The organism is Bacteroides togonis, assembly GCF_900130135.1.
Classification (GTDB): Bacteria; Bacteroidota; Bacteroidia; order Bacteroidales; family Bacteroidaceae; genus Bacteroides; species Bacteroides pullorum.
On record NZ_LT670820.1, the window covers coordinates 3683202 to 3701399 of the forward strand.

The 18198-nt window shown below is 52.3% G+C and carries 18 protein-coding genes; all 18 read left to right on the top strand.

The window, feature by feature from the left end:
• Window positions 1-106 precede the first annotated feature (106 nt).
• Window positions 107-1213: a helix-turn-helix domain-containing protein gene (locus BQ8005_RS15560; protein ID WP_188521406.1), complete on the top strand. Its 1107-nt coding sequence runs from the start codon at window positions 107-109 to the stop codon at window positions 1211-1213.
• Between the two features lie 222 nt (window positions 1214-1435).
• Window positions 1436-2560, top strand: coding sequence for a DUF3575 domain-containing protein (locus BQ8005_RS15565; RefSeq protein ID WP_075318662.1), 1125 nt, complete (start codon window positions 1436-1438; stop codon window positions 2558-2560).
• A gap of 18 nt (window positions 2561-2578) precedes the next feature.
• Entirely contained in the window at window positions 2579-3466 is an 888-nt protein-coding gene (locus BQ8005_RS15570; RefSeq protein WP_075318663.1) for a FimB/Mfa2 family fimbrial subunit, read from the top strand.
• A gap of 27 nt (window positions 3467-3493) precedes the next feature.
• On the top strand, window positions 3494-4387 hold the full coding sequence (locus BQ8005_RS15575; RefSeq protein ID WP_075318664.1) for a fimbrillin family protein: 894 nt from the start codon (window positions 3494-3496) through the stop codon (window positions 4385-4387).
• Window positions 4388-4510: 123 nt separating this feature from the next.
• Window positions 4511-6346 (top strand): GLUG motif-containing protein, encoded by a 1836-nt coding sequence (locus tag BQ8005_RS15580; RefSeq protein ID WP_075318665.1) that lies wholly within the window; start codon window positions 4511-4513, stop codon window positions 6344-6346.
• Between the two features lie 56 nt (window positions 6347-6402).
• The gene (locus tag BQ8005_RS15585; RefSeq protein ID WP_075318666.1) at window positions 6403-6930 is read left to right on the top strand and encodes a Pvc16 family protein; all 528 of its coding nucleotides are present in this window, start codon (window positions 6403-6405) and stop codon (window positions 6928-6930) included.
• Window positions 6931-6951: 21 nt separating this feature from the next.
• Window positions 6952-7737, top strand: coding sequence for a hypothetical protein (locus tag BQ8005_RS15590; protein WP_159436278.1), 786 nt, complete (start codon window positions 6952-6954; stop codon window positions 7735-7737).
• A gap of 52 nt (window positions 7738-7789) precedes the next feature.
• The gene (locus BQ8005_RS15595) at window positions 7790-9373 is read left to right on the top strand and encodes a phage tail sheath family protein (RefSeq protein ID WP_075318668.1); all 1584 of its coding nucleotides are present in this window, start codon (window positions 7790-7792) and stop codon (window positions 9371-9373) included.
• Window positions 9374-9421: 48 nt separating this feature from the next.
• Window positions 9422-9877: a phage tail protein gene (locus BQ8005_RS15600; RefSeq protein ID WP_075318669.1), complete on the top strand. Its 456-nt coding sequence runs from the start codon at window positions 9422-9424 to the stop codon at window positions 9875-9877.
• 25 nt (window positions 9878-9902) lie between these two features.
• On the top strand, window positions 9903-10352 hold the full coding sequence (locus BQ8005_RS15605) for a phage tail protein (protein ID WP_075318670.1): 450 nt from the start codon (window positions 9903-9905) through the stop codon (window positions 10350-10352).
• Entirely contained in the window at window positions 10352-10525 is a 174-nt protein-coding gene (locus BQ8005_RS17460; protein ID WP_159436279.1) for a hypothetical protein, read from the top strand. Before BQ8005_RS15605 ends, BQ8005_RS17460 begins: the two co-directional genes overlap by 1 nt.
• 19 nt (window positions 10526-10544) lie before the next feature.
• The gene (locus BQ8005_RS15610) at window positions 10545-11204 is read left to right on the top strand and encodes a CIS tube protein (protein WP_075318671.1); all 660 of its coding nucleotides are present in this window, start codon (window positions 10545-10547) and stop codon (window positions 11202-11204) included.
• A 38-nt stretch (window positions 11205-11242) separates the two neighbouring features.
• A complete protein-coding gene (gene vgrG, locus BQ8005_RS15615; RefSeq protein ID WP_075318672.1) occupies window positions 11243-13018 on the top strand; it encodes a type VI secretion system tip protein VgrG in 1776 nt (591 codons plus the stop codon).
• A gap of 18 nt (window positions 13019-13036) precedes the next feature.
• Window positions 13037-13339, top strand: a complete 303-nt coding sequence (locus BQ8005_RS15620; protein ID WP_075318673.1) for a PAAR domain-containing protein — start codon at window positions 13037-13039, stop codon at window positions 13337-13339.
• The gene (locus tag BQ8005_RS17465) at window positions 13336-13512 is read left to right on the top strand and encodes a hypothetical protein (protein WP_159436280.1); all 177 of its coding nucleotides are present in this window, start codon (window positions 13336-13338) and stop codon (window positions 13510-13512) included. Before BQ8005_RS15620 ends, BQ8005_RS17465 begins: the two co-directional genes overlap by 4 nt.
• A gap of 30 nt (window positions 13513-13542) precedes the next feature.
• A complete protein-coding gene (locus BQ8005_RS15625; protein ID WP_075318674.1) occupies window positions 13543-14079 on the top strand; it encodes a hypothetical protein in 537 nt (178 codons plus the stop codon).
• Between the two features lie 427 nt (window positions 14080-14506).
• The gene (locus tag BQ8005_RS15630) at window positions 14507-14923 is read left to right on the top strand and encodes a GPW/gp25 family protein (RefSeq protein WP_075318675.1); all 417 of its coding nucleotides are present in this window, start codon (window positions 14507-14509) and stop codon (window positions 14921-14923) included.
• 38 nt (window positions 14924-14961) lie between these two features.
• On the top strand, window positions 14962-18198 hold the full coding sequence (locus BQ8005_RS15635; RefSeq protein WP_075318676.1) for a baseplate J/gp47 family protein: 3237 nt from the start codon (window positions 14962-14964) through the stop codon (window positions 18196-18198).

Below are 18198 nucleotides of genomic sequence, written 5' to 3' on the forward strand. Positions count from 1 at the left end.
AAAGCGTTTCCATATGATTAAAAGATAAAAAGAACTTGGAAAATAATCCTGAAAACTGATATTTTCCGTAACTTTGCAAACAGAAATCATTAAGCATAATATAAAAATGGAACCATCATTATACAGCTATTCACTTATTTTTGCGCTGCCGTTGATGTTATTCTTCGGCGTTTACTTACTATTATTCAAAATGCCGGAAAAGAGCATTTTCAGGAACTATCTGCGTTCCCGCCGGATTATGGGTGTGGCCATGCTGTTGCTCGCGGTGAACTATTCCGTACATTTCTTTTTCGGAATCAGGTTCAAGAATGCCGATGCTGCCATTCTGATGAACCTTTCAACCTACTTCCTGTGCTACTGGCTTTTCAGTTCGGCACTCACAATTCTGTTAGACCGTTTTTACATAACGAAACGTCGATTATGCACACATATCAGTCTTTGGATTATATATTCTATCCTTTCCTGTATTGTATTGCTGCTACTGCCGAAAGGAATCTTCCAGACGGTTGCATTGCTGGTTCTGGCTGCTTGGCTGGTCATTTATGGATTGGTTCTGGCTTGCAGACTTCTTCGGGCTTATAATAAGGCGATCCGGATTTTTGAAGACACTCAAGCGGATGACATCGACGCGTATATCAAATGGCTTTCCATATTCACTTACTGGGCTATTATCTTCGGTGTCGGATGCGGACTATTGACATTCCTTCCGGATAAATATGTTTACATCTGGATTCTGTCATCGATACCGTTCTACAGCTACCTGTTTTATTCTTACCAGAACTATATGATATTTTATGAACAGGTTGAACGTACTTTGGAGATAGGAAATGAACCGGTTGAAGAAGTAAAGGCTGAATCAGAAAAGGAATTGCCTAAATATTTTGAAAACATCGAGAACAATCTGATTCCATGGCTGGAGCGTAACGGTTACACGCAGCCGGGGCTAACCATACAGGATTTGACACAAATGCTCGATACAAACAGAACATATCTGATTGCTTATATAAAGGAGAAATATAAGGTCTCATTCTGTGAATGGATAACCGGACTAAGACTGGAATACGCCAAAAAACTACTGAAGGGACATCCCGAAATGAGTGTGCAGAAATTGGCTGAATCATCAGGCTTCTTATCCCGTAGTTACTTCATCAAATCTTTTACCAAGAAAGAAGGATACACACCGGCCAAGTGGAGAAAAGCCAATATGGAGTAATTTTATGATAAAACCAGAATTTTCTATTGACTAAAAGTGCTCTATTGACAAAATAAAAGTGCTCAATCAGCAAAAAAGTGCTCATACAACAATTTGAAAAGTGCTCAATCTGCAAATAGTATAAAACGCTAAAATTTTGCGGAAAAAGTATTTATAATATTTGTGCCGGTAAATGCTATTTATTACTTTTGGAGAGTACAAAGATAACAAATTCAAGTTTATATGAGCAGAAAAATCTCTTTTCTTACTCTGTTCCTGTGGCTGACGGCAGTAACTTTTCCTGTCTTTGCGCAGCAGAAAGCAGACACGACCTACACCTTCCGCTTCGTGCCGCAGAAGGACATGTTCTATGTTCCCTGGAACGGCAATGACATGGAACTCGCCCGTCTGCTGGAGTGCATTGAAAGCAACAAGACGGACATTCTTGACGGCAAGCTGCCGCTTTATGTCGATGGCTACTGCAATTCCTTGAATGGCGAAAAAGAAAACCTCGCGATAGCCAAAATTCGCTCGAACCGCGTAAAATCAGAATTGATTACACGTGCGGGAATCAAGGAAGAAAGTTTCATCACCCGCAACCATCCGGCAGAGGGCGATTTCGTGACCGTGCGCCTGACGGTGCCGGCTGAAGAAACAACCGTATCAGATGCGGAAGCAGAGGCACGGCGCAAAGCGGAAGCCGAGCGCTTGGAAGCCGAGAAACGTGCCGGGCAGGAGCGTCTCGCCGAGGAGCAGCGCAAAGCGGAAGAAGCCCGACTTGCCGCTGAAAAGGCAGAAGCCGAAAGGGCGGCCCAACAGCAACAGACGGCAACACAGCAAAATACCATCGTTGCCGATACTCCGTCGGAAACAGAAACCCTAACCGATTATCATCTGTCCCTGCGGGCGAACCTGCTGCGCTGGGCGACCCTGACACCCGACCTTGGCGTGGAATGGCGTATCAGCCCATCATGGGGCATTGCCGTAAACGGCTCGTGGACTTCATGGAGCTGGAACGACAAGGACCGCCGCTACGCCCTTTGGGAAGTGGCTCCGGAAGTACGTTACTATATGGGTGAGAAGAAAGCCTGGTATGTGGGCGCGATGTTCAAGGCAGGGCAGTTCAACTACAAGCTCTCCGGCACGGGCAAGCAGGGTGACCTGATTGGCGGCGGCATCACCGGCGGCTATCAGCTGCGGCTGAACAAGGCACTGGCCCTCGATTTCAGCCTCGGTCTGGGCTACCTGAATGCCGACTATGAGAAATATGAAGTCATCGACGGTGTACGAGTGCGCAAAGGCAGTGAGACAAAGGACTGGTGGGGCCCCATCAACGCCGGTGTGACATTGGTGTGGAAACTTTTCTAACAGAGGGAGGAAGACGATATGAAAGTAAGACAATATATAAATATGATGGGAATGGCAGCCGCCGTGCTGCTCTCTTCCTGCGTGAAGGACACGCTCTATGACACGCCGCACCCCGACTACGGGAAGATTGCGGTGACAGCCGACTGGTCGGCCCGCGGTGAGGGCATCGACATACCTGCCACATGGACGGTCTCGATGGGTGACTATACGGGTACGGAGACTTCCGCCACCCATGCCCCCGACCATCTGTTTGCTCCGGGCAGCTACACCCTTGCGGTGTGGAACCCGGCTGAAGGAATCACGGTAAGCGGTACCACCGCCACCATTGCCGCAGCCACGGGAAACCGGGCAGGCACGGATGCCTTTGTGGACAATGCTCCGGGGTGGTTCTTCACCCATACGGAACAGGTGAGCATCGAGAAAGACAAGGACTATCCGCTGACCGCCGCAATGAAGCAGCAGGTGCGTGAGCTGACGCTTGTCATCGAGCCTACCGGTGATGCCGCCGGACGCATCACGGAGATTGCAGCCAGCCTGACGGGTGCAGCCGGGACACTTGACTTCGCTACCGATACCTACGGAGCCGCTTCGAGCGTCGTGCTGCCCTTCACGAAGATTACCGAAGGAGCCGATGCCGGCAAGTGGACGGCCACGGTGCGGCTGCTGGGTGTGACCGGCACGGAGCAGCTGCTGACGGGCGAAATCCGCTATGCTGACGGCAACCCGCTCCCCACGACGCTGGAGAGCGACCTCACGGAAGCCCTCAAGGATTTCAACGCCGGAAAGAGCGAGTCGCTGACCCTCGGAGGCACACTGGTCGAGACCCCAGAAGAGACGGAATTTTCAGGATTCGAGATTACCGGATGGGAAACGGGGGACGGAGGCGACGTTAGCGCGGAAATGTAAGACAATTAACAATTAACAATGAATAAAATGAAGACTAAACACTTTGCACTCGCAGTGCTGGCATTGTCACTTGCCGCCTGCAACAATGAAAATGAGATTTTGAACAACGACGGCCCCGTAGCCGCACAGTTCACCGCCGACATCTATAAGGCCGTATCCACCCGCGTCAATTCGGAGGGGACCGGCTTTACCGACAACGACTGTATCGGCATCAACAGCGAAGACATCACCAACGTGCCCTACGTGAGAGAGAACGGCCAGTTCGGGCCCAAGGGTACAACCATCTATTTCAATGACACCGAAACGAAGACCTTCAGCGCCTACTACCCGTATAGGGAGGACAGCGAATTGCAGAATGGAATCGTGTCAGTCAACACCGATCAATACGGTCAGGGCCCCGAAATAGACTTCCTTTTCGCCTCGGGAGCCACGGGCAGCACCAGCAGCCCGACGGTGAGCTTCACCGGCGAGCATGCGTTCAAGCACTGCATGAGCCTCGTCAAGTTCAATTTTTTGGAGGGCGAAGGCGTTGACTTCAGCGAAAAAATTCTTAAACACTGCATATTAGAGGGTCTGAAGACTGTAGGCACTTTCAACACCACTACCGGTGAAACCGCCCTGACTGTCAACTATCCCTCGCCGATTACCATGTGGTTTGACGACGGCGCCACCACCTCGCAACTCTTCATTTTCCCGCAGACATTGGATTTTACAACGCCCCTTAACCTGAGTGTGGTGTACAACGGCGTGGAATACACAGCCACGCTGCCGAATCCATCCAAGCCCGTAGCGAATCAGTTCTCCGCAGGCTATGCCTACACCTACAACATAACGCTCAGCAACAAGGGCATCACGGTGGAAGAACCGGAGATTACCCCGTGGGAACCCGGAGAAACGAACAATGTAAGCATCACGCTGTAAGCCCCACATACCGCTGCCCCGGCGCATGCGTCAAGCCGGAGCTGCCCATAGATATTATGGTGCGACGGCCGCCTTCGCAGGCGGCGGCAGCACAAAACGAAAACAAATAAAAAACATCACGATATGAAGAAAAGACATTCCATCCGGATACTTCTCGCCGCAGCCGCACTGCTCCTTGCCACGGCTGCCTGCACGAAGGACGAACTGGCGGACGGCGACCGTCTGCCCGAAGGACAATACCCGCTGGAGATAGCCCGCATCACCCTCAGTGTGGAGGGCGGCGAGGCACAGCCCTGGGGCGCACCGGCGACGCGCGTCAGCGAGGACGGGGACGGCAAAAGCAGCACGTTCGACGCGGACGACAAGTTCGCCGTGCAGATAGACGGCGAGGGAGAGGTCGGCACCTACACCGTGCAGGACGACGGTTCCGCCGAAGCCGAAATACCCCTGTACTGGAGCGACAGGGACGAGGACCACACCGTCACCGCCTGGTATCCCGCCACGGACGGCACCCTCGACCTCGGCGACCAGAGCCAAAGTCTTGCCTACCTGCTGGGCGCCACGGGCACGGGCGACTACCAGACCCCCGTCACCCTGAGTTTCACCCACGCTCTGGCGAAGGTGCGCGTGACACCCACGGACGATGCACTCGGCGAAGTGCAAAGCCTCCAGCTCTATGCCTACACACAGTGTACTTATGAAAAGGGCACGGTAGTGCAAGGCTCGCAAGAGAGCTGGATAGAGATGAAGAAGTGCGAATACACCGAAAACGGCAACGCCATCACCTGCTGGGAGGCGAACGTGGTGCCCGGCTACACGATAACCAAGCTGCAGGCAAACGGCACCGAGGAACGCAACCTCTCTGCCGCCATCACCCCCGAAGCGGGCAAGTTCTACAACATCACGCTGAACAAGGACAAGGGATATACCGACGACGGACAGGGCAACTACACCGTGACCTCCACCGAGGGCCTGAAGAACATCGCCAAGCTGGTGAACGAAGAATGGAAGTTAGGCATCAATATCACCCTGACGGCCGACATCGACCTGAAGGGCATCGACTGGACACCGATAGGCAAAGATGATAACAAAGCATACACCGGCACCTTCGACGGCAATGGCAAGACCATCACGGGGCTGACCGTGACGGGAAGTGACCAATATGCGGGTCTGTTCGGCTACATCGGCTCCGGCGGCACGGTGAAGAACGTGGTGCTGGAGGGCGTACAGATAGAAAGCGATAACAGTTCGGGCTATGCCGGCGGCGTGGCAGGAGATAGCTGGGGTACCATTGAAAACTGCTCGGTGTCGGGCAGCGTCAGCGGCACAACGTTCGCAGGTGGCGTGGTGGGCTCTCAACGGGGCGGTTCCATCACCGGGTGCAACTCCTCGGCCACAGTGAAGGGCGTGATCTTTGCCGGCGGCATAGCGGGAGAAACGAATAGTGGGGCCTCCCTGACCGGCTGCTACGCCACGCGCGACGTGACCGTTGAAAATGACGGTACGAACAACTCCCATGCCGGCGGCGTGGTGGGATACAACGGAGGCGGCACCCTGACCGCCTGCTATGCCACGGGCAGCGTGACCGGTAGCGGAAGCGGCACCATCTATGTAGGCGGCGTAACGGGAAGCAACAATTTCGGCATCCTGACTGCCTGCTACCATGCCAAGGAAGATGTCAGCGGCCCGACCGGAACCACAGGCGGCGTGGCGGGAAGGAACTTCAAGGGCTCCATGTCTGGTGGCGGTATCATCACCGCCTGCTACTGGGGAGACAACGGCCAGACACAAGGCATCGGTGAAGACCAGGTAGGCACCGGCGGAACCACACAGGTGACGGACGGTAACTGGTCAGGAGCCAAGGATGCCATGAACGACGCCCTGACCGCTGAAAATGAAAGTTGGCGATACCAAATTAATCTCGTCAATTCATTACTTGAATTGGTGCAAAATCAATAAAAAGGCAGCCCAAAAGTTTGGCTGATTGGATATAAAATAGTAAATTTTAGGCATTTATGATACGCAAGATACTGACAACTTACGCTGCACGGCTGGATGAATATCTGGCCCGCTCACACCGGCAGCCCGAAGGGGTGGCCGAGGTCGGGCTGATAGGCTCTGCCGGCGAGCAATGCCCCAACAAGCTGGTGGTCTCTCTCGTTAATCTGGAACGGGAAGCCAGCGGCGATGGCGGCTATATGCAGCGTGCCGCAACCGGCTATGCCGGCAGACGTCAGCCGCTGCTGCTGAACATGCACATCATGATGGCGGCAGTATATGAAGACAAACGGTATGCCGAAGCGTTGTCAGTATTGTCCGATGCACTCACTTTCATTCAGTCGCTGCCTCGGTTCGAGGTCGGCAATGAAAGTTATACTTTGGAACTGGTCCCCATGTCCACTACGGATCTGCACAACATCTGGACGACCATGGGAGGGCAGTATTACCCTTCGTTCATCTGCAAGGTTCGCGGACTGACAGTGGATTCCGCCGAAATCATGTCCGGCAGCAGCATGGCAGGAACTACGGATGTGAAAACATAAATATAATCAAAAGTTAGATATATGGGCACTTATCGACCGTTATACAGCCTTCGTGTGGAGCACGACTACTATGACAATCTTGCCTGTCGTGCCCTCGCTTTCCGGCTCAAAGCCGGTGGGGTCGATTTGTGCCGGCGAAGAGGACTGCTGTTCAGACAGACAGCGGTCAACGAGTGGACACTGTTGTATGACTGCGACAGTGCGGGGGTGGACACCTCTTCCGACAAGGTCGAAGCGGAACTCTGCATTACGGATCCGGCTTTCGTCCTGTTCACGGATTGGGCGGCACTGCGCCCCGAAAATGCCTATACCCTGGAGTTGCCTGCATCACGCGATACGGTTGAGGCGGCAGAAGCCATCCGCGAATCCGCTGACAGAAGGCGTATCGGCAGCGGCTTCTGTTCGGTAAGCATCCTGATGACGGAGAAAATCCTTGCAGCCGCACAGAAAGAAAAACACAAGACCTGCACGCTTCGTTTCCATGCCCCGCAATGCAAATGGGAATACCTGCTGGTGCCCCGCGATGGAGGCAGCCCTGATCCCAGGCAATGCCGGATGGAAGAACAGGGCGGCACGCTGGCGTTCACGCCGTTCAAGACATTCAAAGCATACGGGCTGGAAGTGCTTCGCACCGTTTCACAGGAGGCTGTCCCCATGAAGGAACACTATGCCTACAGGCTCAAGGTGTTCTCGTCTGCAACAGGGAGCGGACGCAGGCAGGTATTGCTCAAGTACGTCCCGCCACCGGAACCGGGCAAGTTCCTGGATGCGGAACCGGGCCTGCTCAGGCAGGTCTGCTATCTCTAATAAACTGAATATACCAGATAACTGATTGTCTAACTATTTAAAACAAAAGCGTATGGCACAAATGAAGACACCAGGCGTTTACATCGTAGAGAAGAGCGCCTTTCCGAACTCGGTAGTCGAAGCCGCTACCGCTATCCCTGCTTTCATCGGCATCACGGAGAAGGCACAGAACGGTCCTGATTCATTAAGCGGAAAGCCGTGGAAAATCACTTCCATGACGGAGTTCCAGCAGTATTTTGGAGGGGCACCGTCACCGGTATTCACACTTTCCGTAGGCGAAGCCCCGGCGGAGGATGAGAAGGTTCTCTTTTCCATCCCTTCATCGGACGGCACGAAAGCCCTCAAAGTGGCGGATACGGAAAACCCGTTCTCACTCTATTACAACATGGTGATGTTCTTCGCCAACGGTGGCGGCACCTGCTACATCGTGTCTGTAGGCACATACGCTGAAGGTGCGCCGGTGGACAAGGAGAAGGTGGTGGCGGCGCTCGCCGCACTGGAGAAGGAACAGGAAATCACGATGGTTGTCGTTCCTGAAGCCGCATCCACACCGGACTGCAAGGACATCCAGGGACAGATGCTGGCACACTGCGGAAAGATGATGAACCGCTTCGCCATCCTCGACGTACAGCCCAAGGCCAAGGCCAACGAGGTGATGTCGGAACAGATAGACAAGTTCCGCACGAACGTGGGAGCGAACTTCCTTTCCTATGGAGCAGCGTATTATCCGTGGCTGAATACCTCCGTACTTTCCGACAAGGACATAGACGGTTCCGTACTGGTATGGGCGGACACTTCCGCACCGGACCTGACACCGTTCTTTGCCCCGGGCTCGAAGTTCCCGAAGTATTTTGAAGAGACCTACTCCGATATCGCCGCCGGCAAGAAGGTCGTAAAACCTGCCGTGACAGACGAAACCGGAGCGGAAACGGAACCTGCCGAGACTGCGGACTGCACGCCGGACGAAATTGCGGCCATGAAGAACAACCTGCACAATGCCCTGCTGCAGAACCTTCCGGGCTATCAGTACATTGTCAACCGTGTGAAAGACAGGCTGAACCTCCTTCCTCCGTCAGCAGCGATGGCAGGACTATATACCATGGTGGACAATACGCGCGGCGTATGGAAGGCTCCTGCAAACGTGTCCGTCAACTATGTGAACAGCCCGACGGAAAACATCGACAACGCACAGCAGGAAGACCTGAACATGCCGATGAACGGTAAGGCGGTGAACGCCATCCGCACATTCCCGGGCGAAGGCATCAAGGTATGGGGAGCCCGTACACTCGACGGCAACTCGCAGGACTGGCGGTATGTGAACGTGCGCCGTACGATGATTTTCCTCGAAGAGTCGGTCAAGAACGCAGCCAAGGCGTATGTGTTCGAGCCTAATGTGGCGGCTACCTGGATGAATGTGAAATCCATGATTGACAATTTCCTGCGCAGCGTATGGAAACGTGGCGGACTTGCCGGTTCCACTCCGGAAGATGCCTACGAAATCCATGTAGGGCTGGGCGATACGATGACAGCGAATGACATCCTTGACGGAATCATGCGCGTTACCGTACTGGTGGCCATCACCCGTCCGGCCGAGTTCATCGAAATCACCTTCCAGCAGCAGATGCAGAAGAGCTGATATGACAGGTAAATTTAGTTATATATAAACATTAAAAAATAAGATATTATGGCAGAAGACGGATCAGCACAGAGCGCTACCACGTGGCCCGTGCCGGAATTTCATTTTAGCGTAGAGATCTCCGAGGTAGGAAAAATCTCCTGCAAGGAGGTGTCCGGACTCGATATGGAGTTCGATGTAATAGAGTACCGATCAGGTGACATGCCAGGATTCACCAAAATCAAAATGCCTGGACTGAAGAAGAGCGGTGATGTAACTCTTAAAAAGGCAATGTTCAAGGACGACAAGAAGTTATGGGACTGGATCAACACCGTGAAGATGAACACCATCAAGCGTGCCAGCGTCACAGTGGCCCTGCTGGACGAGAGCGGAAGTCCTGTACAGAGCTGGAAACTCACCAATGCCTGGCCGAAGAAATATACCGTAGAGGGCTTCAAGGCCGACGGCAACGGCGTGTCAATGGAAACCATCGTACTCGCCCATGAAGGTGTGACACCGGCATAATGTAAACCTTAAAAAACGAACAAGGATGGCTTCTGACTCAAATACATGGAAACCTCCTGTACTCTTCCACTTCCGGGTGGACTTCCAATGGAAAGGAGGAGACAAGGCATCCGCCTCCTTTGCGGAAGTGGACGGCTTGAGTCAGGAGCTTGTGCTTGCAAAAGGTGAAGATAATATTGAACTGCCTGAAGATGTGAAATATACGAATATAATTCTGAAACGTGCGCTTGAACCCGTCAATGAGGATATTTCTTTATGGATCAATAACGCCTTCAGATTCAAGGAAGGAATTAAAATTACACCATGTACACTACTTATCTCTCTTCTTGATGAACAAGATAATATAGTTGCAAAGTGGACTTGCGAATGGACTTTCCCTATTAAATGGTCAATCAATCCGTTGAATGCATCCGAAAGCAAGGTAGCCGTTGAAACCATCACCTTGCGGTATAAATCATTAAGGAGGAGTGAATAATGCCGATAATCATTAAGGAAATACAGGTAAGTACGGTTGTGGAAAAGAAAATCATTCTTCCGGAGGAGATTTCGCCGAAGACATTGGAACTTGTCAAACGGGCTGTACTGGAGGAACTGTCCGAAATGGAGGAGCCTGGACATACAACGGACATCAGAAAAAGAGAACGTTGAATCGTAAAAAACTGTAGCAATGAATAATCTGACATTCACGGCATATACGGATGGGAATTACAGCAGTGAGATTGGCAGCTATGACGCACTGCTGGAACCCAATACGTTCAAATTCGATAAAGTGATAGAGTATGCCGAAGACCGACAGCTCGGAACCATCGGCGGGAATGTGAAGTTCGTCCGTTACCGTGCGGAGAATCTCTCGTTCAAGTTCACTATCGATTGCACGGGCATTGTGGAAGGGACCAAGGAGGCCGATCAGGTATATAATGAAATACAGAAAGTAGAAAACCTGCTATATATATACAAGACGGAAAGTCATCGTCCTTCCTATGTAAAGGTGCTGTATGGCGCAGTATTATTCAAAGGGCAGGTGAAGAAGATGGATGTGGATTATACCCTCTTCGACAATAAGGGGATTCCTCTACGGGCATCGGTAACTCTGGCGTTCACGGGCTATCGCAGCAGTGAGGAAGAACGCAAGAAATTCTCCAAAAAGTCGCCGGATATGTCACGGCTCATTACCGTGAAAGAAGGTGAAACGCTGCCCTATCTCTGTCACAAGATATACGGTGATTCGCTGCTTGTGCGTGAAGTGGCAAGGTTCAACAACCTTGACGGATTCAGGAATATACCGGCAGGAACGGAACTGCTGTTCCCGCCGCTCAAAAAAGAATGAACAAGCTATTGTAAACCAGTAGAAAATAATATTACAATATGGCCGACTCTCCATCGAAATATGCAGACCGTATCCTTGCCTGGACAGTTTACGCAGGCGGTACCAGGCTCGACGGTTCCTACGAACTCGTTTCAGTCAAAATACGTCTTGAACTGAACCGTATCGGCAAGGCCACCCTCTGCTTCAACGCCGGGGACATGGATGCCCAGACTTTCGATGAGAGTGATTCGGACAGTTTCAAGCCCGGAAATGCCATCCGCATTGACGCGGGCGACCTGAACGACCAGAAGACCTTGTTCGAGGGCATCATCATGCAGACAGCCATCCGCATCGGGAAGGGACATCGTTCCATGATGGTGGTGGAGTGCCGCGACAACGCATGGCCCGCCACGCAGGGACGGCACAACCGTATCTTCGAGAAAAAGAAGGATGCGGACATGATCAGGGAAGTGCTGAAGGATTATGGAAACGTATCGGTGGACAGTACGGACTACCAGCATCCTGAAATGGTGCAATACTATTGTACGGACTGGGACTTCGCCCTCTCCCGTGCCGATGCCTGCGGAATGTTCATCCTGACCGTGGGAAAGGACATCAAGGTATTCAAACCGAAAGTAAGCGCATCACCCGTCCTGACTGTCACCTACGGCAGCGACCTGATAGATTTCGATGCCGGACTTTCGGCAGGCGACCAGTATTCCGGCTATGATGCCGTGTCATGGAATCCGGAAGAACAGAAGCAGGTCAAGGCATCAGCATCCGCACCGTCACTGAACAGCCAGGGCGACCTGAAGGCGGGTGACCTTTCTGCCGACGGCAACATGCTGCTCCAGACGGATGCCCCGACCGACAGTTCTGTGCTGAAGGCATGGGCGGACAGCATGGCATTGAAGGCCGGACTCGCCCGTTATCACGGCACGTTCAGCTTCTATGGTGCCGCCGAAGCCATACCGGGCTGTATCATCGAGCTGAAGGGTCTCGGCAAACGGTTCAACGGGAAGGCTTTCATCGGCTCCGTAACCCATATCATCGAGAAGAACGAGTGGATTACCAAAGCCGGAATAGGTATCAGTCCCGGCAACATCACCGACGAATCGGATGTGGTAAGTCCGCCGGCAGCAGGGCTGCTTCCGGGTATGGAAGGACTGCACACGGCTGTGGTGAAAAAACTGGACGGCGACCCGCTGAAGCAATGCCGCATACAGGTGGAACTGCCATGGATGGACGGCAAGGAAAAACTGCTTTGGGCACGCCTGTCAACCCTTTACGCCACAGGAGGTTCAGGTTCCTTCTGGCTTCCCGAGCCGGATGATGAGGTGCTGGTGGGATTCGTGAACAACGACCCGACGCACCCGGTAATTCTCGGAAGCCTGTACGGGAACAAGCATAAGCCTCCCTACGAATACGAAGCGAAGAACAACAGGAAAGCCCTCGTCACACGCGAGAAAATGCGCATTGAGTTCGACGAGGAGAAGAAAATAATAACGGTCTCCACACCCGGTAATAACAAAGTGGAAATCAACGACGACGGGAAATCCATCACCTTGTCCGACCAGAACGGCAACAGCGTCAAGATGGACAAGAATGGTATCTCGCTCTCGTCTGCCAAAGACATCAAGCTGACGGCAAAAGGCAACATTTCAATGGATGCCACGATGAAACTCAGCGGCACAGCCAAGCAGGATGCCAGTCTCGAGGGCTTGAATGTCAAAGTGCAGGCTAAAATAGGCGCTACCGTCAAAGGCAACGCCACGGCAGAAGTTTCTGCCAGCGGCCAGACCACCATTAAAGGTGCGATGGTAATGATCAACTAAAAAAGAAAGGAGGACAATATGCCACCGGCAGCAAGACTTACAGACATGCACACCTGTCCCATGCAGACTCCGGCATTCCCATCGCCGATACCGCATGTGGGCGGCCCTATCACAGGACCCGGAGTACCCAACGTATTGATCGGTAAACTGCCTGCGGCAGTCGTAGGCGATTTATGCGTCTGCACCGGTCCTCCAGACACGATTGTCAAAGGCTCCGCAACGGTCTTTATAGGTGGGAAGCCTGCCGCCCGCATGGGTGACACGACGGCACACGGCGGCGTCATCGTAGCCGGATGCCCCACGGTACAGATAGGAGGATGATTGCTGCGGAGGTCACCGTAAAAAATGCGCTGAAGGCCCCGAAAATCATTTTCACGCCCAAGCAAAAGATGCATGATGCCGCCAACAAGGTGGAACAGAGCATTGACAAGGGCACGGTAACAACGTCATCCTCCGGCAGCAACAACGAAGGCGGTGAAGCTAAAGTGTTTTAATTGAGTAATAATCTTAAAAATTTGATAGATATGTACGCAGCAAGACAAAATAAGGAGGCTCTCAGACGAATAATTGAATCTACGGGGAATATCGAAAGAAAACGAATGAATACAAAAAACACATTATTACAATGCTTGCGGTATGACATTCATACAGGAGGATTCCCTTTTGAATATGTCATTGATAGTAACGAATTAGGAAGAGGAACAAAAACTAATCCGGTTACAAGAAATCATGTTAACAATAATATGATTGCTCCGAATAATTTTAACTTAGTATATGTGACATATACTAACCAAGCGGATGCATTGAATGACGTTGGACATATTTATAGAAGTCCTATACTTCAAGTACAAAATCCTGTAATTCCAGGAACACGATGGGATGCTGGTCATGCTTTAGCTAGACAAAATGGTGGACTAGGTGATATTGTTAATCATGTATTTCCTCAAAATAAAATAATTAATAGAGGGTGGAATGGAACTTACAATAATTGGAAATTTTATGAACAAGATTTTCATAATAAGGTTTTCCGAGATGGTTTTGGGCGATGGCGTATATATTGAGTTGAATAAATCATTTTTCCCGTCCCGTCGGATTTGCAATCCGACGGCAATGAGTATCAGGATTTGTAATCCGTAACCACAAAGCAACAGCGTTCTTTGATATACAGGAAAAAGGAATAATGGAAGAATATTCGTTAAATATTAGCAATGCGAAATAAAAGCATTGCTTTTGTAGCTTGACAGACAAAAGGTTAAAGCCCATATAAAACAGGAAATCCGAGGTTTGCCTTCCGGTAAGGACGACAGGGGCTGACACTGCAAAAGCAGTTTTTTATCGAAGTTGTAGCCCAAACAAACATTTACACAATTCCATTATTCCGCTTGTTCTTTTGCGAACAACCGCAAAAGGCAGGCGGTTTCCTTTTTCCAGTCTGCCAAGAACAAGATTTGAGAATAAATGAAATAGTAACACTATATAGAACGAAATATGAACGAAAACAGGGCATTCCTCGGTAACGGCTGGAGCTTTCCTCCGGCATTAGATAAGGACGGCACTCCCACCAAGATGGCCGCCTATGAGGAGAACATCCGCCAGAGTCTGTGGACGCTGCTGAGCACTTCGCCCGGCGAACGCGTCCACCGCTACGGCTACGGCTGTCCGATACGGCGATATGTATTCGAGATTATGGATGTCTCCACACAGACCCTGCTGCGCGATGAGATAGAGCGTTCCGTGGTGATGTTCGAGCCGCGCGTGGATCTGAACCGGGTGGATTTCGAGGTGGATCAGAAAGCAGGCATCCTGAAGATTTGCCTCGACTATACCATCCATCAGACAAACCGCCGTACCAACATGGTCTATCCCTTTTACCTGAATGAAGGAACGGACCTTGTCGGACTGTGAGCAAGCATTGAAAGTACGAATCCGATAAAGTTGACCCTATGGCAGAAAAGACGACATACGAACTGAAAGGCACGTTGCGGGAAGAATGTATGAAGGATACCGCAACCTTGGATGGTTTCCGTGCCTTGGAATGTGACTGGCATGAGCTGTTCCGCTGGCTCATGTCCGTAAGCGGCGACCTGCCGTTACGGGACGCCGACGGCAAAGAGACGGACCGCCTTTCCTGCCTGTGGAAAGACCATGTGCTGGTCGTGCTGGTGGAGATTGTCCGCAAGCACCTCGGCAGCTACATCACTTCTTTCGTGGAAGGACAGGGCACCTCTGCCCAAAAGTGGTTCACACGGAAGCTGATGAACAATTGTACGGACTGGATATTGCGTCTGGACCGTTTCATCCGTATGTCACACGGCTACAGCTCTGACAGTCCTGCGATGTTGGTGGCCTTGGAAATCAAGGAAAGACTCGAATCCGCACTCCCTTCGAGAAAAGAGGAAAAGCGGATGCGCAGCATGCCTTCGTTCATGGACAACAGAAGCCAGCCGTATTACCAGATGCTGGGTGTCCTGGAGGATATACAGGCAAAGGCGGACACTTACATGGCCCGCATAGAATCAGGAGGCGACATGGATGCTTCGCTCGCCTTGTTGCTGACCATGGTACGGAACTATTGCGGAATTGTCTCGAATTTCAACGGCAGATTTTCGGACTGGACGGAATTCTACCGCAGGGAGATTCTGCATGACAAGCCGAAAGGAGCCGTACAGGACGGTACTTACGTCACTGTAATTCCGGACAGGAACCGGACAACGGAAACTTTCTCGCTACCCAAAGGAACCGTTTTTCCGGCAGGTAAGACATCCGGAGGCGATGACCTGCTCTACAGGCTCGATGAAAAGGCGTACGTTGTCCCCGGCAACCTGGCGTCTGTACAGTCTGTATTCCGCAAGGACGGAAAGTATCACACGATGTCCCTGCTCACGGCAGAGAATCCTGTCTTCTCTCTTTTCCCCGACAGCAATGCCGCATCCGAGGAACTCGAATACGGGTGGCTGGTCGTTTCACGAAGCCTCGTTCTATCGGAGGGCAGGCGCGACGTGGAACTCGGATTTTATTTACGGAACGACGACGGAGCATCGCTTTCCGGCCTCTGGACCGGGGAGGAGGAAGATGTCCCCTCATTCAGGCTCTTTGTCAGCAGCGAGGAAGGCTGGATGCCGCTGACAAGCAAGCCGGCATACAGGGCCGGTGGAGATGTGCTTGAATTTACCTTTTCATTCGAAGAAGATGACCCGTGTCCGGCACCGTGCGTCGGGGATATCCACGGGCTCGATACGGAATATCCGGCTGTCAAGGTCCTTTTTGCGGACCGGAGCAAGACAGACACCCTGCCGGAAGGATTACGCATCCGGAACATACGTATCCGGACCAGAGTGGAAGGCATGAAAGGATTCATTCTGCGTGGCGACCTGGGAGATATGGATCCGGGACAACCGTTCTATCCCTTCGGCCCGTTGGGAGAACGTGGCAGCAGGCTCGTGTTCGGCCATCCGGAAACGGCATTGAAGAATATTGTCAGGGTGTCTCTGAAAGGAATATGGAACCGACTGCCGGAAAAAAGCTATCGGGAGATATACCTCCACTACGGCACACAGACCGCCATCAGCAACAGCAGTTTCAAGATAGGATGTGAATGGCTGGCAGGCAACCGGTGGCGTCCGTGTACGGGTTCTCCCATCCAACTGTTCAGGACGGCAGACAATGGTGCATTGTCCGACCGCGCCGTAATGGAACTGAACCTGGACGGATCTGCCGGTTATGCGGACGCACACGACAGAAAAGGGCTTTACCGTCTCACGCTGGAATCTCCCGAAATCGGCTTCGGCGTGAATGATTATTATACGCTCTATGCGGCAGCCATGATGCACAATGGCAAGGAAAAGGAAAAACATCACATTCCCGTACCGGAAATGCCGCAGGTCCCTCTGCTGGCGGAAGCCTCTTTCGGATATGAATCGGACGAGACGTTCATACCGGGTGACACAGGTACGTCACATCTGCTTCAGGTGTCCGAAACGGCCGGATGCGATGAATACACCAGTGCGGACGGTGACTCGCTGCCTCTTTTTGTCCCTGCCATGGCAGTGCCTTCACTGGTTCTCGGGTTTACCCGGCTGGGTGACACGGCACATATCAGACTTTGCTTCAGCCTGAGATATGTCATGACCGGCGACAAGGTCGCTAACTGTACAGGCAGGAACGGAAGCGGACGTATGGCCGTTTCCTGTTACCGGCACGGTGAGGGATGGAAGGAACTCCCGCAGGAATATATCCTGTGCGAAGAAACGGAAGGTCTGACACGGAGCGGATTCATCGAGGTGCAATGCCCTGAACACGGAGAAGACGACAGGGCATGGCTGATGTTCCATTTCCCCGAAGGAAGTGCCCCAACGGATACGGCAGTAGAAGGCGTCTGGATGAACTGCTTCCATGTGACAGCGGAAAACGGCGACGGGAACCCATTGCCGGCAGGCACCATTAGCTCCACGCTTGCGGAAGACAGCCGTATTGCCGGTGTGGAACAGCCGCTTCCGGGCTACGGGGGCATACCTGCCGAAACAGCTGCAGTCTCCCATATCCGTGAACGTATCCGTATCTCCACCCGTGGCAGGGCCGTATGCCCAGGCGACTACGAGGCGTTAGTCATTGAAAAGTTCTCCGATATTGAAAAGGCCTGCTGTATTCCTTCCTCCGGACAGGAAGGCAACGTGACGGTGGTGGTATTCCCTAAACCTGCCAGACGTACCTATCCGCTCCTTCCGCTGTGGAAACTCGCCGAGATGGAAGATTACCTCCGCTCGAAATCCTCCCCGTTCGCCCGGATAAGGGTCATCAATCCGGTTTACGAGCCGATAGATGTCACCTTCAAGGCAGTAGTCCGTCAAGGAGTGCAGGACATAGGCGAAGTGCGGCGCAGGCTGAAACGCCGCATCAGGAGATTTTTCTGTACCTGGCTGGAGGACGGCACCCTTCCTGACCTGGCACTGAAATTCTCTTACGAAGCTCTGCTGGCCCGTGTGGGCAACGACGAGGCCGTCACGGAGACCATCTTGCTGAGAGTCGATGGAGCCCGGAATGAAACAGCCGAAAATGACCTCTGGTACATCGCTTCGACCATTGGCGGAGTGCTGTATGTCAAGGATATCCATATCGACCTGACAGAAAACCGATCCGGGGTGGAAGAGGCACGTATCGGCGATGATTTTGTGATAAGATAA